This window comes from Fictibacillus phosphorivorans (assembly GCF_001619875.1).
Taxonomy (GTDB): Bacteria; Bacillota; Bacilli; order Bacillales; family Fictibacillaceae; genus Fictibacillus; species Fictibacillus phosphorivorans_B.
On record NZ_LRFC01000012.1, the window covers coordinates 59,125 to 84,145 of the forward strand.

The window sequence follows — 25,021 nt, forward strand, 5'->3', positions numbered from 1 at the left end:
ATAGACATTATCGTGAATTGTTCGTTTCCAGCATACAAGAAAAATTATATTCACGTTATTTTAAATAATTTCACGTTAATGGAGATATATTCACGTTATTTTAAATAATTTCACATTAAATGAAATTTATTCACGTAAAGTGGATGATATCTATTTACCCTCCATTGATTTCAATAGCTGCCCGAATCCCTGACTCTACAGCACCTTCAACCCATCCATGCTTAAGGGTTGTATGTTCACCCGCAAAATGCAATCTTCCTTCTATTGATTTTATCGATTCATACAATTCTAACTCCTGATAAGGTTTAAACATCGTAAAGCAGCCTCCAGCATTCAAGTCAGTTGACCAATCATGACTAGCGCCTGTAACAAAATAATGATAAACGTCTTTGCCATGAAATTGTGCGAGGTATTTAAGGGTTTCTTTAATCTTCATCTCGTTAGAGGAACTTCTCCAAGGAAACGTATCATCTTCCCATGTATAACTTCCTATTACAACGCCTGATGATGTATCTTGTCTGTTATGGCTTGGGTAGTGTGTGAAACGTGTTGCTAGATCGGTAACCGTTTTACCGCCTTTAAGGCCATTTTTTTCCCAAAATCGATGTTTAAATTCAATCCCGATTTTTATAGAAGGGACATAATGAAGCTCTCGAATTGCTTTTCGCTTGTAATAAGAAACGGATTCAAACGGTTCTATATCAACAAAGTTAAGAACAGAAAAAGGAAGAGTCAGTATAACTCTGTCGGCTTCGAAAGAGAAGCGGTGCAGAGTTTGCGGACTTTCTGTATAGAGTTTCACCTTTGTCTGGTCCTGAACGATCTTCGTTAATTTTTGACCAAAATAGATGTGATGCCTTAAGTCTTTAAGAAAGGCTCTGGGCAGTTGGTCGTAGCCGCCTGTGATCTCGAAATATTTTATTTTTGGCTGGAAGATGATTAAGATGTCGCGCAACACTTCTAAAAAAGAGAGCTCAGGAAGACCTTCCAGTGATAAGAGAACTTTGATGCTCTCGATCGCACCGGGGGATAGGGATCTTCCAAACGGATTATTGCGTAAATAATGGTCTAACGAGTAGTGCTGAAAATTTCGAATAACAATCGGCCATTTCTTTTCAGGATCTTTTTCAAGAAAATCAGAAATAGGCTGAACGGCAAATTGAATAAGCTGTTCAGCTGTTTTGCCTTTCTCATTTTCCATAAAAGGAAAACCGAGCATATCCGGAGTTTTTTCGTATTCACAATTCGTTGTACGAATGCCATTAACAAAAAGAAGGTCATGCGGATTGCTGTTTATGAATTCATTTTTAGCCAATTTGAATTTATCGATATATGCCAAAACGAGTTTGTGCATTTCAGGAATACGCATAGCACCTGCTTCAAAATAGTTACCATGTGTAAAAGGAGCTCTTACGGTATAGACGCGGCCTCCGACACGATGAGTAGATTCTAAAAGAATAACATCGTGGCCAGCGTTTTTTAAGAGGGAAGCCGCGACAAGCCCAGCCATTCCTGCTCCTACGATAATAATTTTTTGAGGAGAGAGGGTCTTCTCTAGACCGTTCTTAATAGCATTCAGCATTTCATCATCTGATAGACGGTTCAGGTTCATGCCAGTTCCCCCCTGTGCGAATGCTCATGTTTTTCTAATAATGTATTAACTTTTACTTAACAATATTATTTTGCTGATAAAACTAAAAAAGACAGCCGGTGTGGCTGTCCTTTTCACTATCTATACCTGTTCTAGTTCTTCAGTCTGAACCAAAACCTCTTCTTTATTTGGGTAAGTTTTCTCAATATGCTGCTCGCCCCAAGCGCAAAGTGAGTCTAAAATCCCTTTTAGTGACCAGCCATAATCACTTAAAGAATATTCAACACGAGGCGGTACTTGGTTATACACTTCGCGGAGGATTACGCCGTCTTCTTCCAGCTCACGAAGCTGCTGAGTAAGCATTTTTTGCGTGATTCCGGGCATTAATCGTTTCAATTCACCGGTTCTTCGCTTATCTTTTATAAGGTGGCATAAAATGACCACTTTCCACTTTCCGCCGATGACTTCCAGTGCGGCTTCAACGGGTATATTGTACTTTTTCATGAATAAAACACCTCCATCATTCAATTGTTACTTAAAAGTGCCTACATTACTTAAAAGTGCGTACTTACTTTAAGTTTGTGTAAGATTCATAATAACATCGAGTCATCCAAATGACTAGTGCATGGCTTATTTAAAAATCAATGGAGGGATTTATAGATGAATTCAACAGCAGTGAAAGTGGAAACCGCGCCAAAATCAAAAGGTGGTTTTCCCGCACTATTAGCATTAGCGATCTCAGCTTTTGGAATCGGAACAACAGAATTTGTACCTGTTGGACTTTTATCATCATTAGCATCTGATTTAAATATAACCATTACGTTAGCTGGTTTACTCATATCTGGGTATGCCATGGGGGTTGCCTTTGGAGCACCCGTTCTTACAGCGTTAACGAATAAAATGAACAGAAAGACATTGTTGCTGCTTTTAATGGTTATTTTTATAGCTGGAAACAGTATAGCAGCATTATCAACAAGTTTTAACCTGTTATTGATCGCTCGGTTCATTACGGCATTTTCACATGGCGTGTTCTTTTCAATTGGAGCTACAATCGCAGCTGATCTTGTTCCTGAGCATAAACGAGCAAGTGCCATCGCCTTTATGTTTACTGGGCTAACGGTTGCAACCGTAACAGGCGTGCCTTTAGGAACATTTATTGGCCAAACATTAGGATGGAGAGCAACGTTCTGGGCTGTTGCATTATTAGGTGTCGTTGCTATCATCGCAAGTGCCATATTAATTCCAAATAATTTAAAAGAAGCACCGCCTTCAAGTCTTAAAGATCAACTAAAAATTATCAAGAACGGACGCTTATTATTAGCCTTTGCAATTACAGCTCTAGGATATGGCGGAACATTTGTAGCTTTTACGTATCTCGCACCTATACTTGAAGATGTAACGGGCTACGCTCCTAAAGCGGTTAGCTGGATTCTCCTTGTTTACGGAATTGCGGTTGCAATCGGTAATACCGTTGGAGGTAAAGCTGCAGACAAAAATCCGATTAAAGCATTGTTCTGGATGTTTGTTGTCCAAGCCATTATTCTCGTTATCTTAACGTTTACTGCACCATTTAAAGTTGCAGGTACCATTACGATTTTCCTATTAGGGTTATTAGCCTTTATGAATGTTCCGGGTCTACAAGTTTATGTTGTGAAACTTGCCGAAAGATATGTACCGTCTGCGGTAAATGTTGCATCTGCTATCAACATCGCTGCGTTTAACCTTGGGATTGCGATTGGTGCATTTGTCGGAGGTATCATAGTGGATTCGATCGGTATCATTCATACACCTTGGATTGGTGGAGTTATGGTATTCGGTGCAGTTCTTTTAACAGCGTGGAGTACTTCTCTTGAAAGAAGCGCAGGATAAAGAAATATAAAGGCAGCCCTAGGGTTGCCTTTATTTATTTGCTGTAATGGAAAACAGGCTTAAGGTTAATTCTTTTTAAAATCATAATTCCTGATAGTCCAATGCCGATTATGATCGCTGAAAAAATAAACATAACAACCGATATCGGTAACAGCCGATAGAACATACTTGCCAGTAACGTACCTAAAGAAAGGCCTAGTCCTCCTATAAGAGAACGAAAGCTATAGATCTTCCCAATCTGAGTTTCAGGAAAATCCGTCTGAATTATTGTAAGTAAAAGAATATCTCCCATTGGACTACCGAATGCAGCAATAACAGCTCCGAGTAGTGCGACCCATAGGGTATCGGCTGAAGCGATAACGATGAATCCAATACCTAAGATGAGGTGTCCGATATACATATAAACCATGTTTCTTTTCATGTTGCCTACAACCAATAAGCTGATGATATTACCAACACCATAAGCGCCTCCAATTAGTCCAAATGAAGCTATACTTTCGTTTAACACCTTTTCGGTTAAAAGGGGAACTCCTACCATGTAAACAGCACCCCAGCACAAGTTCACAAGTCCCAAACTGATCAATGCCCATACAAGAAGTTTATGATGACGAAGTAAGATGAACGCTTGAGTTAAATCTCTTAATGGTGTCTGCACTTTATGAGTAGGTTTGCTTTGTAGATGATCGTCAGTTTTAAGAAATGATTTTCGAATAAACGTTAGAGCAATGGCAGAAACCACAAACGTTAAAGAATCGAATGAAAAGAAGTGCGGTAGTGGGAGAAACAAAAGAAAAACGCCTGTTAAACCGGGACCGAGTATCCTTGCCAAACGATGAGTTGTATCCATTAAGGCGTTTGTTTGCTGTAATAACTTCGGGTCTTTGCAAAGGGAAGGCAAGCTTGATTGAAGAGATGGATTAAAAAAAGTACCTAAGCCTGATACAGCTACACTAATTATAACGAGGTGCCATAGATGAATCTCAGTCACCCATTCTATAACGGGAATACATGCAACCAGTAAAGCTCTGAGTAGATCTGTCACAATCATCGTTTTCAATCGATTACAGCGGTCAGCATATATACCGCCTAACACGCCGAAGAATAAAGCGGAAAAAGTCCCCGCACCAATTACATAAGCAGCAGAGGAACCCAGCTCTTGAATGGCAATCCACGTAATGGCTACAACATACAAATGATCTCCAATAGCTGAAAACAATTGGCTGATCCATAAAATAACAAGATGAGGAAATTTAAAGACATTTTGAATAGACAAATTTCGTACACCCTTTCTTTTTCTAAGGCTCTTTCCTTAAGACAAGCCTTTTCCTTTCTAATAAGAAAAAGTGTATTTGAATGTTGTGTATTTAACAATATAATATAAGTTATATTCATTATTAAAAAAAACTAATGAGGTAAGTGGTGGAACGAATGGATTTCAATCAATTACAAGCGTTTGATCAAGTGGTCAGAAGCGGTAGCTTCAGCAAGGCTGCACGAATGATGGATATTTCACAGCCGGCCATTAGCATACGAATAAAGAATCTTGAAGGGGAAGTAGGAGGAGAGCTGTTTAAAAGGGGAGGTATCAAGCTAGAATTAACGCTATTGGGAAGAACCTTTCTACCTTTTGCTCAACAAGCACTAGCAACCCTTTATAAAGGAATCGAACAATCGAGACTGATTAAAGAAGGAAAAGGGGGGACTCTTGCTATTGGAACGCTGCCTACACTTGCAACCCATTACTTTTCTTCAACACTTACAACACTATACAAAAAGAATTCTGATCTAGGGATCATCATCCATACGGGTCATAACCAAGAACTATTAGAGATGCTTTATGAAGGCTACGTAAAAATGTGCCTCATGACATATCCTTTTTTTAACTCTGAATTAAGAAGTCTTTTGCAACTACAAGAACCTTTAATTTTTGTGGCGCATTGTAATCACCCATTAGCTCAAAAAGAAAGGATTGAGTTACCTGAGTTAAAGCGTGCTGAACCTTACTTATTGGTAGATTGGAGTGTTGAAACCAAGAACGTACAAAAGGATTTAATCCCATTTCATAACGTAGAAGTGCCTCCACAAACGGCGCTTGACATGATAAAAAACGGTGTGGGCGTGTCTCTTCTAACAGAAACAATGGTAGCAAAGGAATTAAAAGATGGGGAACTCGTGAAATTAACGGTAAAAGACTTTCCTATGCTCTATAGAGTAAGCGCATTGGTTCAATTGAAGAGAGATACGGAGATTTCATTATCACAAGAGTCTTTTATCCAAACACTGTTTGAAACCATCGAAAAAGAACACCCAAGCTGTAAGGTAAAACGCATCACTTCAAAATAAATATTAAGCAAGTTAATTCCTGGCACAAATTACCCTTTTTTGATAAAATAAACGGAAAGCTTTCTAGGGTTCCGTAGTGCATTTACTAGCCTGGTCCGAGAGAAAGCGCACTTTAGATACAAAGTGTACACGGAAGGATAAAAGCCTGGGAGGATATAGATACTATATCTTCCCGGGCTTTATTTATTTTAGGAGGTCATTTAGTATGGCATGGGTCTACTTATTTATTGCAGGGATTTTTGAGATCGTTTGGGCAATCGGGTTAAAATATACGAATGGTTTTACTAGGCTTTGGCCATCGGTCATAACGGTTATCGGTATGATTATAAGTTTTTATTATTTGTCTCAGGCTACAAAAGTGCTGCCGATCGGAACAGCGTATACCATATGGACGGGAATTGGTGCAGCAGGTGCAGTGATTTTAGGCATCATTCTTTTTGGTGAACCGAAAACGCTGCTTCGTTTTGTATTCTTAGCGTTTGTTATTACAGGAATTATCGGGTTGAAGGTAACAGCTGGAAGTCAATGAATGAGAAAACTGCCTTAAACATCTGTTTAAGGCAGCTTTTATATGGAATGGATGAGCACTATGAGGAAAAATAAATGCCTTAACAATGTGCATCTTACTAAATTTTCTCCTGTGCACCGATTTTTGTACTTTCATTAACTTCTAGACTCGTCTTGTATTCCACTCTTTTAATCACGCACCCTGGACCGATTTCAATCGTATTTCCGCGAACGATTTCAGCGTGGGTGTGTTCGAGGTAAAGGTGATCACCTTCAATGACTTCGGCTGTAAGTTGATCGTTATGGTTGCTCATAAAGAATTTAATCAGTTTTTTAAAACCTGAAGAATCTCTCGTCTTTTTCACTGAAATATTTTCTCCGCCTATTTCCTTCGCTTCACAATGTCGTAGCAATTCAATGTCAATTGTGCCGGCGTTTAACAGACCATCAATTTTAAAATTACCATGTGCCTCAAAGGATTCAGCTTCACAATCTCCCTTAATCTTTACCTGACCTTTAACATCTACTTCTTCACATGAGACATTTCCTTGTACAGAAGCTGAACCGCGTATAATGATTTCTTTTCCTTTTAAGTCGCCTTTAACAGATGAGGAGCCCTGCACCTTTAATTCTTTGCAAAACAGATTGCCGTCAATATCAGCACTGCCGTTGATCGTCATCTCTTTGGCGTCTATATCTCCTTCAATATGAGTAGAGCCGTTGATTTTTGCAGTTTCCGTTGTCATGTTTCCTTCAATATGTGCACTGCCATTACATTTGAACTCTTCACACGTCAAATCACCGTTAATATGAGCGGAACCGTTCACCTTTACTTGGTTATACTCACCGCCAGAAGAAGTTCCTGATCCAGAAATACTGATGTTTTTATTTGCTGTTTTCTCCATTGCTTAATTCCTCCTCAACGTTTAAGAAAGTTTTAATTTAAGTTCTTCTGTGAACTGATTGAGTTTATAATGAACAATGATTTTTGCTTGAGATTCTACGAACAACTTAGCGGGTTCTGGTGTCAGGATAAAAAAGGACACACCCATCTTGCGAATAAAGATCAATTCACTTTCATTGCTTTTCAGATTCTGTGAATGTTTAGCGAGCACGTCTAACAAATCCAACCCTTCAGAACGATTGACTTCGCCTGTTTGGAGTAATTTGTCTAAAACATACAAAGTTAGTAATTGATTAAAATTAAAGGAATTGGTTGTACCATGATGACTGATGTACATTTCTAAAGATGTATTTGAAACAATGTTACGTTTGGTGAGTTCTTCTGCTGATAATGAAGTTAAAGCAGGAGAGGGAGAAAACATATCAGCTAGTTCATCGAGTGATAAATCATCTTTTAGTGATTTGATTTTTTCAATTCGCAGTAACATATCATCTCTTGGGAAAAAAGTTTCTTGACCAGTATATGTGGATTTTCGAATGAACCAGCTCTCGGGAATCAAGTTTTTTCTTTTCCAGCGGTACAGTTGACCGTATGAGATATTAGCTGCTTCGAGCAGATCTTTTTTTGAGATTAGATTTTCCATGTTTAACCTCCTTGAAAACAATGTAACATAACACTGTTACGTTAAGCAACAAAAATAATACCTTTAAAAGGAAAATCTCTAATAGGGTTTGAATATCTATATGTAAAGATGGAGGGGGATAAATGGAGAATTGGTTTGGCCCAGGTTCTTCGGGTTTTAAGATGTTTGGTACAGAGCATGTATTCATACTTTGTTTGATTTTTATTGTAAGTGTAACAATATATGTGCTGCGTTTTCAGATAATAGGAAAGCATGTGGTTAAGACAGTTCTGCTCATGGGCCTGATATTTTCTGAAGTTTCTTACCACTTCTGGGCAATCTATAACGATATGTGGAACGTGAAGTACTTTTTGCCACTGCAGCTTTGCAGTTTAAATAGTTTATTAAGTATTGTTTTATTGTTAACAGATAACCGAAAGCTGTTTGGTTTTGTTTATCTTTTTGGTTTAACAGGGGCTATACAGGGGTTACTGACACCCGAGTTATATCAAGAGCCGTGGCATTTTCGATTTATTCAATATTTTATAGCACATGCCTTCATCGTGTGGACAGCCTTATATTACGGGATCATAAAATCTTATCGAATAAGCTGGGCCCGTTTTTTTATGTCCTTTCTTTGGCTGAATGTATACGCCCTTGGAGTATATATGATTAATATCTTAATAGGGGCAAATTATATGTTTTTGATGAAGAAACCAGACAATGCATCTTTAATGGATTATTTAGGACCTCATCCGTTGTATATTCTCTCGCTTGAATTCGTTGCTTTGTGTTTCTGTCTGCTTGTTTTTATCCCGGTAAAAGAAAAGTCAAACTTTACGAGAAAAGACCACACGCTATTTAAAGCGTAGTGGTCTGTTTTTTGAACTTTTTGTGACGGAGTATGGAATTAAAAGAATTAAATGGTATTTATTGTATACTAAAGGTGAGGAGGGATTTTATGAATGACACGCTAATTAGACCTATTCGATGGGTACTTTTTCTTGCACTATGCTTCTTAGTGATCGGAAGCAACGTGATTTTGTACCAGACTTCCTATTTCCAACCTGTTCCAAATAGTGTTGTAATCGGCTCCTTGCTTGACTTTCTTCTCGTTATCCCGCTGCTCACCTATTATTTTATTATCCGCAAACGATATTCTTGGAAACTGACATTACTTGTTGCGCTTGTAAGCTATGGTCTCGCCTCGTATATCATTCCTGACTTTTTATTGAATAACTTTTCTGCAGTTCCAAAAGCTCTTCTACTTTTAGAAGCGGGTTTTATCACAATTGAACTTTATTTATTGATCTTGATATGCAAAAAGTTCCCAAATGTTAAAAAGACATATATGGAACTGCCAGCTGAGATTCCATTTTTAATTAAAATGAAACGTGCAGTTAACATGCACTTTGTTCAAAGCAGGTTGGTTGATGCTGTTTTGAGTGAAGTTACGATGCTTTATTATGCGCTGTTTTCCTGGCGTATAGCGCCTTTAACTGCTGATAACACTTTTACATACCATAAGAATACGAGCTATGTTGCTCTTCAACTGATGCTTATCCACGCACTCATCATAGAATCTGTAGGGCTTCACTACTTCTTCAGTCAAGTGAATCATACGGTCTCACTCATTCTTCTTTTCCTTAACATCTATTCCATTCTTTTTCTGGTCGGTCAGATGCAGGCTGTTAAGAAAGTCCCGCTTATCGTTTCAGATCAAACACTAATTATGAATGTAGGATTTATGAAAAGACTGGAGCTGCCGTTTAGCGCGATACAAGAATTGAAGACATATGAAGGGCCAGAGGAGATTCCTGCAACTGAAAAGAAATATACATTTGAAGCAAGAGTAAGTGATTTTATTCCTGAAAAACCAGAGATCGAGTTAGTGTTGAAGAAAACGGTCCAATCAACCATTATCTACGGATTTAAGAAGAACGTCACAAGAGTGATTATAAAAGTCGATCATTCTAGTGAGCTTAAAAGACAGATTGAACAGAAAATCGCTTCTGAGAAATAGATGGGTTAGAGTTATACAGTCTTTTTTTAACAAATGTTCAATTTCACCTTGTTAAATGGAAATGCTATTGTTAAGATTTCAGAAGGTTACAGAAAAATTCACTCGACAGGTGACAAGATCTATGTTTAAAAATACTGGAACGACACAACAAAAAAAGACTTTTTTAACTTCTGTTCAACTTATTGTTTTCTTTTATTTATTGTCTGTCATAATAGCGACCATTTTATTGAGTTTGCCAGTCGGACATAAAGAGGGAGTTAAGCTGTCATTTATTGATACATTATTTACGGCAGTCAGTGCTGTAAGTGTTACGGGTCTAACCTCTGTCAATATCTCTGAAACTTTCAATCATATAGGGGTCATACTCCTTGCGATCGTTGTACAGATCGGTGGTATCGGAGTGATGACATTAGGTACAGCAATCTGGCTCTTGATCGGTAAGCGTATTGGGATGAGAGAGCGCCAATTGATCATGACGGATCAAAATCAATCGACGCTTGCAGGGCTTGTACAGCTGATGAAGCAAATTTTAACACTAATTATTGGGATTGAGATTGTAGGAACCATATTGTTCTTTATCCTGTTTCAACCTTATTATGATACAGAGTTAGAGGTGTTGTATCACGCATTTTTCGCATCTGTTACGGCAACGACAAATGCAGGGTTTGATATAACAGGAAGCTCGCTGATCCCCTTTAGCCACGATTATCTCGTTCAAATTGTTACGATGTTCTTGATTACAGCAGGGGCCATAGGGTTTCCTGTTTTAGTAGAGATCAATAACTTTATAAAAGAGAGAAAGTATTTAGAACGATACACGTTTACACTATTTACTAAAGTAACAACCACAACATTTGCCGTATTAGTCGTTGCTGGAGCGATCGGTATTTATGTATTAGAGTCACATGCGTTCTTTGAAGGGAAATCTTGGCATGAAACCCTATTCTATTCATTATTCCAGTCTGTTACAACACGAAGCGGCGGTTTATCAACGATGGATGTCTCTGAATTCACTGTGCCAACCCTACTATTTTTAGGTGTAATGATGTTTATTGGGGCATCACCAAGCTCGGTGGGTGGAGGAATTCGAACAACAACCTTCGCTGTAGCCCTTTTAGCCATTCTCTTTTACGCTAAAGGAAGAAATACGATTAAGATTTTTAAGCGTGAAATTTATCCTGAAGATATTCAGAAATCGTTTATTGTTATTATCGTTGCGATGGTGCTCTGTACGACGTCTACGATTATCCTAGCGATTACAGACCCGATGCCGATCGAGTATCTCTTTTTTGAAGTTTGCTCAGCATTCGGAACAACAGGGCTTTCAACAGGAATTACTGGTGATTTAAGCTCAACCGGAAAAGTTATTCTCATGCTGCTCATGTTTATAGGAAGAATCGGTGTACTGTCATTCCTCTTCATTATCCGAGGGAAAGTAGTGACAGAACACATTCATTATCCGAAAGAAAAATTAATTATCGGGCAATAAGAGCAGTCATGTTTGAATTCAATCTATTGTTTATTTATAATGAACATAAGTAAATAGTGTCCTTCGGGGTCGGGTGAAATTCCCAACCGGCGGTGATGAGGCAAAAGCCTCTCAGTCCGTGACCCGGTTTTGCTTTAGCAGAAACGGTGGATTCGGTGCAATTCCGAAGCCGACAGTAAAGTCTGGATGGGAGAAGGAACGTGAACGCTTTTAATTGCCTGTATGTAAAATAGGGATATTAAAGGTTTATTTCGTTATACTTTTAACACAAACCCCGGAAACAACTTGTTTCCGGGGTTATTTTTATTTATGTAATTTAGACTCCCGCTTTGCATATTTACGACGAAGTATTTTCTAAAGGGTAGTTCTTTTTTATCTATTTGTTCTTTGCTTCATTGACAAGTTGATTGGAGTGGAAGGTGCGTGCCTACCACTTGAAAAACTTCTAAGCAAGGCATGTGACGAGGAAGCTTACCTCGGTAGCATTTGCTTTTAGACGCAGGAGCAAGGGTACTTCCTTAAGGCTGGCAGGTGAGACACTTAAAAGTGAAACGTTAAGAATGTGGCTCACCGCCTGCCCCGCGGAAAGCGATCACCTGGAACGGAAATTAACTACTACCAAAAACAACAATGGGAGGGAAAGCTTTTTGTTTACAGGCATTATTGAAGAAAAAGGTACGATAAAATCCATCTCAAAAGGCAACGAAACGATCGTACTTACCGTTACGGCTGAAAAAGTACTGAAAGATGTAAACCTTGGAGACAGTATAGCGGTAAACGGTGTTTGTTTAACGGTGACTTCTTTTAATACAAGGGAGTTTACTGTGGATGTTATGCCTGAAACGTTTCGTTCTTCCGCATTGAGACTGTTAAACAATCGTGATGCGGTCAATCTTGAACGAGCGATGGCTGCTGGTGGTCGGTTCGGTGGACATTTTGTTTCCGGACATGTTGATGGTACAGGAACAATTATTGAAAAGCGTCCAGAGAAGAATGCCATCTATTATACGATTGCATTGCCTGACCATCTGATGCGCTATTTCATGTTGAAAGGCTCTGTATGTGTAGATGGGACGAGTCTCACTATATTCGAAGTCACTACAAGTTCAATTACCGTTTCTTTGATTCCTCATACAGCAGAACATACGATTCTAGGTTCAAAGGGTACGGGTGACATCGTGAACATTGAATGTGACATGCTTGCAAAATATGTACACAATATGTTGTCACCGAAAGAAGATACTACAAAAAAGTCAAAGCTGTCTCTTGATTTCTTGCAAGAGCACGGATTTTAGGAGGAGAGTTCATGTTTCACTCCATAGAAGAAGCAGTTGCTGATCTTAAAGATGGAAAAATTGTAATCGTAGTAGATGATGAAGATCGTGAAAACGAGGGTGACTTTGTTGCGCTGGCTGAGGGAATAACGCCTGCTACAATCAACTTTATGGTGACACACGGACGTGGTCTCGTTTGTACACCGATCTCTGAAGAAATTGCGGTAAAGCTAGATCTTTCACCGATGGTAGCGGCTAACACGGATTCACACGGAACGGCTTTTACAATAAGCGTCGATCACATTTCTACAACAACAGGGATTTCTGCGCAAGAACGAGCAGCTACTGTTCGAGAGCTTGTGAACAGTGAATCTGCGCCATCTGACTTTAAGCGTCCTGGTCATATTTTTCCGTTAATCGGAAAAAAAGGCGGGGTTTTAAGACGAGCTGGACACACAGAAGCGGCGATTGACTTAGCTAATTTAGCCGGCAGTCACTCTGCCGGTGTAATTTGTGAAATCATGAAAGAAGACGGAACGATGGCTCGTGTTCCTGAGCTTGTTGAACTAGCAAAACAGCACAACATGAAGTTGATTACCATTAAAGATCTGATCACGTACCGAAACAAAACCGAACAGATGGTGAATCGTGAAGTTGAAATTAATCTACCAACTGAGTTTGGTGATTTTAAAGCGATTGGTTTTTCAAATGTTCTGGATGAGAAAGAACACGTGGCTCTTATAAAAGGTGAGATCAATCGTGATGAACCTGTGCTTGTTCGTGTTCACTCTGAGTGTTTGACAGGTGACGTGTTTGGGTCAGCTCGCTGTGATTGTGGTCCTCAGCTTCATGCTGCACTTTCTCAGATTGAAAAAGAAGGTCGTGGCGTTTTATTATACATGAGACAAGAAGGACGCGGCATCGGACTCATCAATAAAATGAAAGCTTATAAGCTTCAAGAGGAAGGCCTCGATACAGTGGAGGCGAATGAGCAGCTGGGGTTTGCACCCGATTTGCGTGATTATGGAATAGGGGCTCAGATCCTTAAAGAGCTCGGAATCACCAAAATGAAACTTTTAACGAATAACCCAAGAAAGATTACGGGATTGAAAGGGTATGACTTAGAAGTAACAGAACGTGTGGCACTTCAGATGCCTCATAATAAGAACAATGAAGAGTATTTAAAAACAAAAAAGAGCAAATTGGGGCATATGCTTCATTTCTAAATACAGGAGGAAACGTTAAATGGCAAAATTATTTGAAGGACATTTAGTTGGTACAGGATTAAAAGTAGGAATCGTTGCAGGGCGTTTCAATGATTTTATATCTGATAAGCTAGTTTCCGGGGCACAGGACGCATTTAAGAGACACGGAATTTCAGAAGATGATGTTGATATCGCATGGGTTCCAGGTGCGTTTGAAATCCCGTTGATCGCTAAAAAGATGGCTGACAGCGGGAACTATGATGCAGTAATCACATTAGGAGCGGTGATTCGAGGTTCTACGCCACACTTCGATTATGTATGCAACGAAGCGGCTAAAGGAGTAGCGCAAGCATCGATGACAAGCGGCGTTCCCGTGATCTTTGGGGTGCTTACAGTAGATTCAATTGAACAAGCGATTGAACGTGCTGGAACAAAAGCAGGAAACAAAGGCTGGGAAGCAGCTGTGTCTGCGATTGAGATGGCAAACCTTACTCGTCAGTTGGGATAAAAACATGTATGTGGAAGCCCGTCACTTTTTGTGGCGGGTTTTTGTTATGGATGGAAGGTGTGGGATAGGAACTACTGTAATTTGTGATTACATTTTAAATCGTATAGACTAATGGTGCTTACAACTAATGCAGGGAATAATCCATAATATAGGTTATGGATAATGAAACGGATAACAGAATAGGAGTATTGAATAATGACGAATATTCTCATTGTCGATGATGATAGCCATATTCTAAAGCTTGTAGATCTTCATCTGTCTGAAGCTGGATATCATGTACTTCAAGCACAAGACGGTGTAGAAGCTTTAGACCTATTACGTAAAAAAAAGTGTGATTTGGCAGTTGTGGACGTGATGATGCCTTATATGGACGGATATACACTAACAAAAGAGATAAGGGAGATGTATGACATTCCCATAATCCTCTTAACGGCTAAAAATCAAATCGAGGATAAAGAACAAGGTTACATATCCGGAACAGACGACTATTTAGTAAAACCTTTTGAACCGAAAGAATTACTCTTTCGAATTAAAGCCTTATTAAGGCGCTATGATAATCAATTGGATGATTTCAAGATTTGTTTAGGCCGTACAGTTATTAACAAAAAAAGCTATGAAGTTCACATCGGTGATCTAACTATACTATTACCTTTAAAAGAATTTGAATTGTTGTATTTTTTTATATCAAACCCCATGCAAGTGTTCACAAGAGAACAGTTAATTGAACATATTTGGGGTCTTGACTATGAAGGAGATGAACGAACCGTAAATGTTCATGTAAAAAGATTAAGAGAACGTTTTTATAAATTAACAGATGATTTTCAAATTAAAACAGTACGTGGGGTGGGTTATTTATTGGAGGCCAAACGATGAAGTCTCTTTACGTAAAATTTGTAGTCCTTACAATAGGCATCATGTTTATAAGTGGCTTAATCGCTTTTGTTATCTCTAATACCTATTATCAACAGAAATTAAAACCCTATAATGATCAGAAAAACACAAAAATCGCACTAGAAATGGTGTCATTTATTGAAGACCACCCCAATCTTGAGCTAAACGAATACTTTGAAAACCTAGGGAAGATGGGCTATCAACTCTATTTGGTTGGAAATTCAGGAGAGGAATCCTATTTTGGAGCATCTTTTCGAAACAAGGAGTTATCTGCTTCAACGAAAGAGTTCGTATTAAACGGTGATGTCTATCATGGAATCCTTCATTTTCCGAAAGAAACATTTGTGACAGGTTTTTTTGCAAATGAGTTAAAAAACACGATCGGTGTACCTTTAAATCATGATGGGACAAGCTATGCGCTATTTATTAGACCTGACATCAAACTGCTCTTTAATGAAATGCATATTCTATTCAGCTGGTTATTTACCTTGATGATTATGTTTAGCATCGTTATGGTAGTCGTGAGCACAAAATATTTAGTAAAGCCAATATCTAAATTATCGGTTGCCACAAAATCACTTTCACAAGGTAACTTTAACGTTGAACTAGATCTAAAACGTGGAGATGAGTTAGGGGAGTTATCTCGCAGCTTTTTACAGATGTCGCGGAAGTTAGAACAATTAGATGAGATGAGGAAAGAATTTATATCTAACATCTCTCATGACATCCAATCTCCCTTATCCAATATAAAAGGATACACGAATCTGTTAGAAAAGGAATCACTGAGTTCAAGTGAAACAACACACTATATATCTGTAATAAACGGTGAAATTAGCAGGCTTTCTTCACTAACAAAACAATTATTACTTCTTGCCTCACTCGATCGCAATGAGGAAATCTTACAGAAAAAAACATTCAATGTGGCACAGCAGATTAAAGAACTAGTACGAAATTATCAATGGATGATAAATGAAAAGGGACTCATGATACGCTTTTCCCTTCCAGATACAGAATTTTTCGGTGATCCTTCTTTATTGAATGCTGTATGGGATAATCTTTTAACGAATGCCATTAAGTATAATAAACAAAACGGTAGTATTGATATCACAATTGAAAAGAGAGAGAAGTCGATATTTATCACTTTTATAGATACAGGAATAGGAATGGATCATAAGGAGATAGACAGGATATTTGATCGCTTTTATCGTGCAGATCAAGCACGTTCACGGGCTGTTGAAGGGACCGGACTTGGCCTATCCATCGTTGCTACGATTGTTAAACTGCACGGTGGTCATACGGATGTGAATAGTAAAGAAAATGAGGGAACTACCATTGTTGTTGAATTACCTAATTCATAGAAGAGCATTTTTAAACGTGTCAGGCATTGCTATTAAACTTAAGTAGCGATGCACGGCACGTTTTTTTTGCTCCAAAACATTTGTAACTTGTTATTCATCGTCTGTTCATATTACACCTCTAGACTAGGAGATGTTAAAACGAGATTGGAGGAGAGGTTATGAACATTGCGTTGAAAGAGATTGTAAAGAATAAAGTCAGATTCTCCATTTTAGGTTCAATCATCTTACTAGTTAGTTTATTAACGTTTATTATTTCAGGTTTGGCAAATGGATTATCACAAGATAATGCTTCGCTCATAAAAGACTTGCCGAGCGGCCAGTTATATATGAATAAAGAAGCAGAAGGAACCTATAATTTATCGAGAATAGATCCGGATATCCAAGAAAAAATAAACAGCCAACAAAAAGAAGCTGTTGCATTCTCGATTCAGATGGGCTTTTTAAACGATGAAAGTGGCAAACAGCGAAGTGTAGCTTTTGTCACATCTACGGAATCAAAATTATTCCAAAAAGTAAAACCCGGGGAAATTGTACTTGACCGTTCATTAGAGGAGGAAGGCATAAAAGTCGGAGATACATTAACTCATGATCAATTTAGTGGAAAGCTAGTCGTAAAGAGTTTTGTGGATCAGAAGAAGTTTAGCCACGCACCTGTAGCCTATATAAGTATGGAGAATTATAAAGAGATTTACCGCACTGAAGACATGCAGCTCGTCTTTGTACCAACAGCAGAATCATCTCTGTTGTTTAAGGATCTGCAATCTTTTTCAAATCGTGATTTCCTTAAAACGATTCCGAGTTATAGTGCAGAACAAACGTCATTAAATATGATCATTTGGTTCTTGGTAGTGATTAGTGGAATGCTCTTCGGTATCTTTTTCTACATGATGAACGTTCAAAAAATTGGTCTATTCGGTATTTTAAAAGCGATAGGCTTAAAAACAAGTGATTTATTTAAAATGATGTGGACACAAATGTTGTTTATAACACTTTCAGCACTGGCGCTTTCTATTACTTTTAGCCAATTATTCACGAGTCTTGCACCTAAGGACATCCCTTTTATATTAACCATTGAGACAACCTTGCAATTGGCTGCTGTCTTTCTGATTATCGGGTTTATTGGAGCTACGTTATCTGGAATACAAATGAAGAGAGTAGAACCATTACAGGCGATTCAACAAGGGGAGGTTTAATTGAAAAATGCTTACGATGGATAATGTCAGAAAAACTTATGTTGTTGGTGACGTTAAGGAGGAAATTTTAAAAGGAATCAGCATGTCTCTCCATGAAGGTGAGATAACCGCTCTAGTAGGTCCATCAGGATCTGGCAAGAGTACACTTCTTACAATCGCTGCAGGACTACAACGGGCATCAGATGGTCACGTTCTATTTGAAGGCGAAAACATGACCACGATGAGACCAGAACAAGTGCGGAACATCCGGGCAAGTAAATTTGGTTTTGTTTTTCAATTTGCGCATCTTGTTCCCTTTCTCACAGTAGAAGAACAACTGATCTTAATGCTGGATGTTTCTGCATCCAAAATGAAGAAGAATGAAACGAAACAAGAAATAAACAAAGTCTTACAATTAGTTGGCATAGAACATCGTAAAGATGCTTATCCTTCTTCTCTATCGGGAGGTGAAAAACAACGGGTTGCCATTGCTCGTGCAATCATCCATAAACCTAAAGTGTTATTTGCCGACGAACCTACTGCAAGTTTAGATTCCAAAAAATCAAATGAGGTAATGTCGTTAATCCGGGATTTAACGAAAACATTAAAAATGACTACTCTAATCGTTACACATGACGAAGATATGCTTCGTTATGCTGATCATATAATTAAAATGAGCGATGGAAAGATTCTGTAGATCATAGCAGCCGTTTAATAATGGCTGCTTTTTTCTTTTGCCTAAATTCCTGTTTAGATCCATGTTCCCATCTTTATTTTTTTAACGGACTAGGGTGAAATTGGACACACCACCTGCATCCTAAAGTCATATATTAAACAGCGGATAATATTTTTTGCATATTCAAAAGCAATTGACATAGTTATTAGAATAGTGTTAAGATTACCAAAGTTACAAACTACAAAATTATGGAAAGGATGGTTGTGTCATGGTGAAAGTAATGATTGTTACTCAAGTTTTGGTCTCTATTGTATTAGATAACAATTCTACAACTTCATATCATGGCCTGCCCCAAGAGATGTATTAGGATTCCTTTCTATTCCTTTTTCGTATCTACATACATATTCGTACGCAGGTCACACCAGTCGTGACGTGTGTTTTTTTATGGTTAATGAAGCATATCGCCGTTCGAGTGGTATGCTTTTTTCTTTTTGCTTGCTTAGGAGAATTACTCTTCTTTTGCAATAGATAACTACCAATCTAGGAGGAGAACAGATGGAAAAGAAACGACTAAATGTGTGGCTAGAACGCAAGGATCATACACTTTTTGGGTAGCTCGTTTAAACGATTGTTTAAGAGTAACAGAGATCGAGAGGAGAGACTTATATGTTTTCAGTTTTAGGTAAGTTAGCCTGGTTTTTTAAGAGGCATTGGATTCGGTACACAGTTGCAGTGGTGCTGCTGACTGGAGTAGGGATTATTGAGATCATCCCACCAAAACTCATAGGAAATATTATTGATTCCATTCATATGGGTACGATTACAAGAGAAGATATGATGAAGACGCTCGGAATCTTTGTAGCCGTTCTGATTTCGATGTACGTCACGATGTATATCTGGATGTATCAGCTGTTTGGAGGTGCTTTTATTATTGAACGTACGATGCGTTCTAGATTCATGCGCCATTTATTAAAGATGACACCTACCTTTTTTGAGAAAAATAGAACAGGAGATTTGATGGCTCGAGCAACAAATGATCTGAAGGCCATCTCTATGACCGCTGGATTCGGAATATTAACGCTCGTTGATTCAAGTTTGTTCATGCTGACAATTCTCTTCGTTATGGGATTCATGATCAGCTGGAAATTAACGTTCGCAGCGCTTATCCCACTCCCTGTTATCGCTTATATCATTAAAAAGTATGGAAAAAAAGTACATCAGCGGTTTACCGTTGCACAAGATGCATTTGGCGAAATGAACGACTCTGTCTTAGAAAGCATTCAAGGGGTTCGTGTTATCCGCGCATATGTGCAGGAGGAAGCGGATGTAGAACGCTTCAATAAAGTAACAGAAGATGTGTTTGAAAAAAACTTGGCTGTATCACGTATTGACGCACTTTTCGAACCGACCATTAAGGTGCTAGTCGGAATGAGTTACTTGATCGGTTTAGGATACGGTGCCTACATGGTGTTTCACAAAACGATTACGCTTGGTGAACTTGTAACGTTTAACGTGTACCTTGGGATGCTGATCTGGCCGATGATCGCGATCGGTGAACTTATCAATGTTATGGAACGCGGCAGTGCTTCACTTGATCGTGTTAACGAAACACTTAGCTACGAACCAGACGTGAAGAATGGAGAAGATCTTGTTCCATTACAAGATCCGGGCACGATTTCATTTGAGAATGTGACGTTCCGATACCCGTCTTCTGAAGTGGATAACTTAAAGAACATCAATGTTACGGTCAAAAAAGGGGGAACCCTAGGAATCGTAGGACGTACGGGAAGCGGGAAAACGACTCTGCTCAAGAAGCTTTTAAGAGAATATCCAGCTGGAGAAGGGAAGATTTCGTTTGCGGGTGTTGAGATTGAAGACATTGCGCTTGAAAATCTTCAAGGCTGGATCGGCTATGTGCCCCAGGACGCTATTCTATTCTCTAAAACGGTGCAAGAAAATATCCTCTTCGGCAACAGTTCAGCTGATGTGGATAAACTAAACCATGTGATGGAGATGGCTTCTTTTAGAAAAGATGTTCAATTCCTTCCTGAAGGACTGAACACACTTGTAGGGGAAAAGGGAGTTGCATTATCAGGAGGTCAGAAGCAGCGTGTATCTATTGCACGAGCACTGTGCGTAGACCCAGAAATATTAATTTTAGACGATGCGCTTTCGGCTGTTGATGCAAAAACGGAGACGGCCATCATCGGAAATATTCGTAAAGAGCGTGCCGGAAAGACGACATTTATTACAACTCACCGATTGTCAGCTGTTGAACACGCAGATTGGATCATCGTTATTGATGATGGAGCGATTGTAGACGAAGGCAGACATGAGGACTTAATAGCAAGAGATGGCTGGTATAAAGAGCAGCATGAACGCCAGCAGATCGAACAAAACTTAAATGATAATAAGGCGGTGTAGCCATGAACGTTGGAAAACGCCTGTTTCAATACGCACTTCACTATAAAAAGAACTTTATTCTAGGTCTCTTGATGCTGACCGTTGCAATCGGAGCGGAGCTGACAGGACCCTTTATCGCAAAGACCATGATCGATGACCATATACTTGGGATTGAAAAACCATGGTATCAAGTGGATAAAAAAGAAAAAGCCGCAGTGAACTATGATGGGAACTGGTATAAACGAAGCGATCATTTTGATTCAGGAGAAAATAAAGGAAAAGAAATAAGAGTCATTCAAGTAAAACGAGATTATTACGTTGTTTCGCAGCCTATTTCTTTTGACGGAGAACGAACAGCGAAAGACGGAGCTGTGACGATTTCGTTTAAAGGGAAATCAGAAACATATCCTGCAGATGAGTTAAGCACAAACGAAACATTTGCTTTTTATAAGCCGGAAATTGCAGGCATCATGAAGCTGACAATGATCTATTTAGGACTGCTGCTATTTGCATCATTCTTTCAATACGGTCAGCGCTATATGCTTCAGCGTTCTTCTAATCTGGTCATAAAGAAGATTCGTCAAGATGTGTTCGCTCACGTACAGCGTGTAGCTATCACTTATTTTGATAATCAGCCAGCGGGTAAGATCGTTTCTCGTATAACAAATGATACAGAAGCGATTAAAGAGCTTTTCATTAACGTACTAGCAAACTTCTTTACAGGTATCATCTATTTGACGGGGATCTTTATTGCCTTGTTCTTGCTTGATGCAAAGTTGGCAACAATCTGTCTCATTCTTGTACCGATCCTTGTTGTATGGATCATTGTTTACCGTAAGTTTGCATCAAAATATAACCATAAGATCCGTTCTACTCTAAGTGACATCAACGGAATGATCAATGAATCTATTAATGGTATGACAATTATTCAAGCGTTTAAGAGACAAAAAGAAACAACTGAAGAATTTGAAACGATGAACAAAGAATACTTCACGTTCCAAAATAAGCTGTTAAGTCTAAACGCGATGACAGGGCATAATCTGGTACTGTTCTTGAAAAACCTTGCGTTTATGGCGTTCATCTGGCACTTTGGCGGGCAGGCGCTTGGAGTAGGTTCAGTTATTTCCATTGGTGTTCTTTATGCCTTTGTTGATTATTTGAACCGTATGTTCCACCCAGTTACAGGTATGGTCAACCAGCTTGCACAACTTGAACAGGCATTGGTATCAGCAGAGAGAGTATTCGTACTGATGGATGAACCAGGGCAGACAGTTACAAAAACAGAGATCGATCGTTACAAAGGTAATGTAGCGTTTCAGGATGTTACCTTTAGTTACGTTGAAGGTGAACCCGTGCTAAAGAATATAACATTCGAAGCAAACCAAGGAGAGACAGTGGCGCTTGTTGGCCACACGGGTTCAGGTAAAAGTTCGGTCATGAACTTGTTATTCCGATTCTATGATATTAAAGAAGGCAAGATCGTCATTGACGGAAAGGACATTATGGAACTTTCCAAACAGGAATTGCGTCAGCATATGGGAATCGTTCTGCAAGATCCATTCTTGTTTTCAGGGACGATTGCATCCAATGTTAGCCTAGATAATCCTGAAATCACGAGGGAACAAGTGGAAAAGGCACTTACTGATGTAGGAGCTATGCCATTTATCAATAACTTGCCAAAGGGATTGGATGAACCGGTTATAGAAAAAGGAAGCACACTTTCGTCCGGCCAGCGCCAACTGATTTCTTTTGCAAGAGCACTTGCTTACAACCCAGCAATTCTAATTCTGGACGAAGCAACGGCAAGTATCGATACAGAAACAGAAGCAGTCATTCAAGATGCATTGGATGTACTGAAACGTGGAAGAACCACCTTCATTATTGCGCACAGACTTTCTACGATTAAAAGTGCCGATCAAATTCTCGTACTTGATCGCGGTGTAATTGTTGAACGCGGAAGTCATGAAGAATTGATGGAAGTAAAAGGCCGTTACTTCCAGATGTATCAGCTTCAACAAGGAAAAACCGAAACACGAGCAGTCAGCTAAACAAAAAAAGGAGCCGATGCGGCTCCTTTTTTTTGTTATCTCATAGACTTAGACTTGTGTCATATTAACCTTCTTCTTTATTCTTCTCATCCATTTCATCATTTTGTTGACCGTCATCTACACCGTTATCTTGGTCAACACCGTCACCGCAAGCAGTTAATCCACCTAATGTTAACATAGCTGCTAATGTTCCAGCTGCCCATCTCTTTTTCCACATGTGAACCACTCCTCGTATATATTTTTTGTATTTAATTTGGTTTAGTGAAAGATTCCCTTAATGGCGTCGATAAAACATATGAGTATGCAAAATGTGAGTATAGTCGCATGGAAATGCTTCATTTTGGATGATAACAAGTGATAAAACAGGAAGAAGGAACCCAACATGGCTTCAATTTTAAGTATTCTTACGAAAAAGAGTAATGCAACTGCTGTTCAGAACCCTTTAGACCAGTATAAAGACGAGGTTAAGATTTTATTGTCACCAGAGAGTGAGTGGCAGAAACAGCTGGATATGATTTCTTTAACGACGGAAGACCTCGCCATTATTCGTTCTTTAAAGCCATTGATCTCTGAGAACATAGAGAATATTGTGAATCAATTTTATAAAAACATAGAACATGTACCAGGCTTGATGGAGATCATCCAGAAGCACAGCTCAGTTAAGAGGCTTCAAGTTACTTTAATGAAACATATACAAGAAATGTTCGATGGCATCATTGATCTAGAATACATTGAACAAAGAAGAGTGATCGCGCATATCCATTTTAAAATTGGTTTAAAGCCTAAATGGTATATTTGCTCGTTTCAGGACATGCTGCTTTCGTTTTTGTCCATTTTGGATCAGCACATTGAAAACCGAAATGACTATCAGCTAGCTGTAAAAGCAGTAACGAAGCTATTGAATTTTGAGCAGCAGATCGTGCTGGAAGCCTTTGAGTTAGAGCAGGTGAAAGAAAGAGCTAGACATGAAGAACAAAAACAGCAAATTGCGCTTTCTGTAGGCGACTCGGTAGAAGAGTTGGCAAGCATCTCAGAACAAACGAGTGCATCACTTCAAGAATTAACATCTAAAGCAGATGAAGTGGTTGTTTTTGCAAAAGATACAGCAGAGTCAGCAGCAGATGTCTCCAAAAACTCTTTAGCAGGTAAGAGTAAACTCGATGATCATCAGAATATGATTTTAAAAGTAAAAGAGCAGTCGCAGCAAATTTCTGCAGAGTTGATCAACTTGGAACAAGCTACTGTGAAAATTAATGATGTAGTAGATATCGTAACAGCAATCGCTGAACAGACAAATCTTTTGTCTCTTAATGCAGCAATTGAAGCAGCTAGAGCTGGTGAAGCGGGGAAGGGGTTCTCGGTCGTTGCTCATGAAGTTCGAAAGTTAGCGGACCAAACAAAAACATCCGTTTCAGGCGTTTCTGAACTTGTAAAGAATACACATAAGAGAATAGAGGCTGTTTCACAATCTGTTGAAAGTATTCATCACTATATTAACGACAGTGTATCAGAGGCAACTGAAATTTCGGATTTCTTTGTGGCGATTCTTTCAAAAATGGACGAGAGTACGGACAGAAGCGGTAAGCTGGAAAAAGAAGTAGAAGTGATGGCTGAAGTTATTGAAGAATTGAGTCAAGCTGTAGGTCAAATTGCGGTATCAGCTGATTCACTAACCGACGTGACGAAAAGCATGCAGCACTAAAAAGGAACTGATCCTATGGGATCAGTTCTTTATTTATTAATGACATATTGAGCTCTGCTTGTTTCAAAGGAAACAATATTATCATCTGTTCGGATGTCTTTGATGCCTTCAATCGGAATCTCATACGTAACCGTAGGGAGTTCAACTTGTGCACCATCTTCAGCTGCATAAGCTGTTCCGTGCAAAAACAAAATGTGGTCTCCTAAATAGTCATCGTGTGCGTCTCTTTGTTCAAATGTTGCTTCTGTAAGTGAGATTCTGATTTGATCGATATCGCCTGTTTCTTCTTTGCGAATGGAGATCTGGCTCCCAGCCCACCCATTGAGTACATCTTTTAGATCGATAATTTTTGTGTCAGACATAGTTTTCACCTCATTATCAATCTTCCCGTAATCGGTAATCTTAAACCGAAGAATAATGAATGCAAACCGATTTT

Annotated in this window: 23 protein-coding genes and 2 riboswitches; of the genes, 16 read left to right on the forward strand and 7 right to left on the reverse strand. The window is 38.9% G+C overall.

The genetic code is table 11. From position 1 onward, the window contains the following. Positions 1 to 154: 154 nt before the first annotated feature. A complete protein-coding gene (locus AWM68_RS08390; RefSeq protein WP_066239843.1) occupies positions 155 to 1,612 on the reverse strand; it encodes a flavin monoamine oxidase family protein in 1,458 nt (485 codons plus the stop codon). 120 nt (positions 1,613 to 1,732) lie between these two features. Further along, positions 1,733 to 2,095, reverse strand: coding sequence for a winged helix-turn-helix transcriptional regulator (locus AWM68_RS08395; RefSeq protein WP_066239845.1), 363 nt, complete (start codon positions 2,093 to 2,095; stop codon positions 1,733 to 1,735). A gap of 156 nt (positions 2,096 to 2,251) precedes the next feature. On the opposite strand from AWM68_RS08395, the gene AWM68_RS08400 reads away from it, so the two are divergent. Continuing rightward, positions 2,252 to 3,460 (forward strand): MFS transporter, encoded by a 1,209-nt coding sequence (locus AWM68_RS08400; RefSeq protein WP_066239848.1) that lies wholly within the window; start codon positions 2,252 to 2,254, stop codon positions 3,458 to 3,460. 34 nt (positions 3,461 to 3,494) lie between these two features. Here the strand turns inward: AWM68_RS08400 and AWM68_RS08405 are convergent, their stop codons facing one another. After that, the gene (locus tag AWM68_RS08405; protein ID WP_066239851.1) at positions 3,495 to 4,733 is read right to left on the reverse strand and encodes an MFS transporter; all 1,239 of its coding nucleotides are present in this window, start codon (positions 4,731 to 4,733) and stop codon (positions 3,495 to 3,497) included. A 155-nt stretch (positions 4,734 to 4,888) separates the two neighbouring features. Here AWM68_RS08405 and AWM68_RS08410 point away from each other — a divergent pair, with 155 nt between their 5' ends. Then, positions 4,889 to 5,803 (forward strand): LysR family transcriptional regulator, encoded by a 915-nt coding sequence (locus AWM68_RS08410; protein ID WP_066239855.1) that lies wholly within the window; start codon positions 4,889 to 4,891, stop codon positions 5,801 to 5,803. 52 nt (positions 5,804 to 5,855) lie between these two features. Then, positions 5,856 to 5,957, forward strand: a riboswitch (guanidine-I (ykkC/yxkD leader). Positions 5,958 to 6,008: 51 nt separating this feature from the next. After that, positions 6,009 to 6,332, forward strand: coding sequence for a quaternary ammonium compound efflux SMR transporter SugE (gene sugE, locus AWM68_RS08415; RefSeq protein WP_066239858.1), 324 nt, complete (start codon positions 6,009 to 6,011; stop codon positions 6,330 to 6,332). Between the two features lie 97 nt (positions 6,333 to 6,429). Here the strand turns inward: sugE and AWM68_RS08420 are convergent, their stop codons facing one another. Both AWM68_RS08420 and AWM68_RS08425 read right to left on the reverse strand, forming a co-directional pair. Then, a complete protein-coding gene (locus tag AWM68_RS08420) occupies positions 6,430 to 7,215 on the reverse strand; it encodes a polymer-forming cytoskeletal protein (protein WP_066239863.1) in 786 nt (261 codons plus the stop codon). Positions 7,216 to 7,236: 21 nt separating this feature from the next. Then, entirely contained in the window at positions 7,237 to 7,857 is a 621-nt protein-coding gene (locus AWM68_RS08425) for a YhbD family protein (protein ID WP_066239866.1), read from the reverse strand. Positions 7,858 to 7,979: 122 nt separating this feature from the next. Here AWM68_RS08425 and AWM68_RS08430 point away from each other — a divergent pair, with 122 nt between their 5' ends. From AWM68_RS08430 to AWM68_RS08485, 12 genes are all read left to right on the forward strand, one after another. Then, a complete protein-coding gene (locus AWM68_RS08430; RefSeq protein ID WP_066239869.1) occupies positions 7,980 to 8,708 on the forward strand; it encodes a TIGR02206 family membrane protein in 729 nt (242 codons plus the stop codon). 89 nt (positions 8,709 to 8,797) lie between these two features. After that, the gene (locus tag AWM68_RS08435) at positions 8,798 to 9,859 is read left to right on the forward strand and encodes a hypothetical protein (protein WP_066239870.1); all 1,062 of its coding nucleotides are present in this window, start codon (positions 8,798 to 8,800) and stop codon (positions 9,857 to 9,859) included. Positions 9,860 to 9,980: 121 nt separating this feature from the next. Then, positions 9,981 to 11,348: a TrkH family potassium uptake protein gene (locus tag AWM68_RS08440; RefSeq protein ID WP_066239873.1), complete on the forward strand. Its 1,368-nt coding sequence runs from the start codon at positions 9,981 to 9,983 to the stop codon at positions 11,346 to 11,348. Between the two features lie 55 nt (positions 11,349 to 11,403). Beyond that, positions 11,404 to 11,550: riboswitch (FMN riboswitch) on the forward strand. A gap of 445 nt (positions 11,551 to 11,995) precedes the next feature. Next, the gene (gene ribE / locus AWM68_RS08445) at positions 11,996 to 12,643 is read left to right on the forward strand and encodes a riboflavin synthase (protein ID WP_066239876.1); all 648 of its coding nucleotides are present in this window, start codon (positions 11,996 to 11,998) and stop codon (positions 12,641 to 12,643) included. Between the two features lie 11 nt (positions 12,644 to 12,654). Further along, positions 12,655 to 13,848 carry a bifunctional 3,4-dihydroxy-2-butanone-4-phosphate synthase/GTP cyclohydrolase II gene (locus tag AWM68_RS08450; protein WP_066239880.1) on the forward strand — a complete coding sequence of 398 codons (1,194 nt, stop codon included), beginning with the start codon at positions 12,655 to 12,657 and terminating at the stop codon, positions 13,846 to 13,848. Between the two features lie 19 nt (positions 13,849 to 13,867). Beyond that, on the forward strand, positions 13,868 to 14,335 hold the full coding sequence (gene ribH, locus AWM68_RS08455; RefSeq protein WP_066239884.1) for a 6,7-dimethyl-8-ribityllumazine synthase: 468 nt from the start codon (positions 13,868 to 13,870) through the stop codon (positions 14,333 to 14,335). Between the two features lie 195 nt (positions 14,336 to 14,530). After that, positions 14,531 to 15,208 carry a response regulator transcription factor gene (locus tag AWM68_RS08460; protein ID WP_066239885.1) on the forward strand — a complete coding sequence of 226 codons (678 nt, stop codon included), beginning with the start codon at positions 14,531 to 14,533 and terminating at the stop codon, positions 15,206 to 15,208. Next, entirely contained in the window at positions 15,205 to 16,584 is a 1,380-nt protein-coding gene (locus AWM68_RS08465) for a sensor histidine kinase (RefSeq protein WP_066239888.1), read from the forward strand. Before AWM68_RS08460 ends, AWM68_RS08465 begins: the two co-directional genes overlap by 4 nt. A gap of 158 nt (positions 16,585 to 16,742) precedes the next feature. Further along, positions 16,743 to 17,777 carry an ABC transporter permease gene (locus tag AWM68_RS08470; protein ID WP_066239891.1) on the forward strand — a complete coding sequence of 345 codons (1,035 nt, stop codon included), beginning with the start codon at positions 16,743 to 16,745 and terminating at the stop codon, positions 17,775 to 17,777. Positions 17,778 to 17,784: 7 nt separating this feature from the next. Then, a complete protein-coding gene (locus AWM68_RS08475; RefSeq protein ID WP_066239896.1) occupies positions 17,785 to 18,453 on the forward strand; it encodes an ABC transporter ATP-binding protein in 669 nt (222 codons plus the stop codon). Positions 18,454 to 19,098: 645 nt separating this feature from the next. Beyond that, positions 19,099 to 20,856: an ABC transporter ATP-binding protein gene (locus AWM68_RS08480; protein WP_066239899.1), complete on the forward strand. Its 1,758-nt coding sequence runs from the start codon at positions 19,099 to 19,101 to the stop codon at positions 20,854 to 20,856. A 2-nt stretch (positions 20,857 to 20,858) separates the two neighbouring features. Then, positions 20,859 to 22,883 (forward strand): ABC transporter ATP-binding protein, encoded by a 2,025-nt coding sequence (locus tag AWM68_RS08485; RefSeq protein WP_066239903.1) that lies wholly within the window; start codon positions 20,859 to 20,861, stop codon positions 22,881 to 22,883. A gap of 64 nt (positions 22,884 to 22,947) precedes the next feature. Here the strand turns inward: AWM68_RS08485 and AWM68_RS21710 are convergent, their stop codons facing one another. Continuing rightward, positions 22,948 to 23,100 carry a hypothetical protein gene (locus tag AWM68_RS21710; protein WP_197468147.1) on the reverse strand — a complete coding sequence of 51 codons (153 nt, stop codon included), beginning with the start codon at positions 23,098 to 23,100 and terminating at the stop codon, positions 22,948 to 22,950. Between the two features lie 165 nt (positions 23,101 to 23,265). Between AWM68_RS21710 and AWM68_RS08490 the strand changes: the two genes are divergently transcribed. Continuing rightward, the gene (locus AWM68_RS08490; RefSeq protein ID WP_066239906.1) at positions 23,266 to 24,585 is read left to right on the forward strand and encodes a globin-coupled sensor protein; all 1,320 of its coding nucleotides are present in this window, start codon (positions 23,266 to 23,268) and stop codon (positions 24,583 to 24,585) included. 29 nt (positions 24,586 to 24,614) lie between these two features. Here the strand turns inward: AWM68_RS08490 and AWM68_RS08495 are convergent, their stop codons facing one another. Further along, a complete protein-coding gene (locus AWM68_RS08495; RefSeq protein WP_066239908.1) occupies positions 24,615 to 24,947 on the reverse strand; it encodes a hypothetical protein in 333 nt (110 codons plus the stop codon). Positions 24,948 to 25,021: the final 74 nt, after the last annotated feature.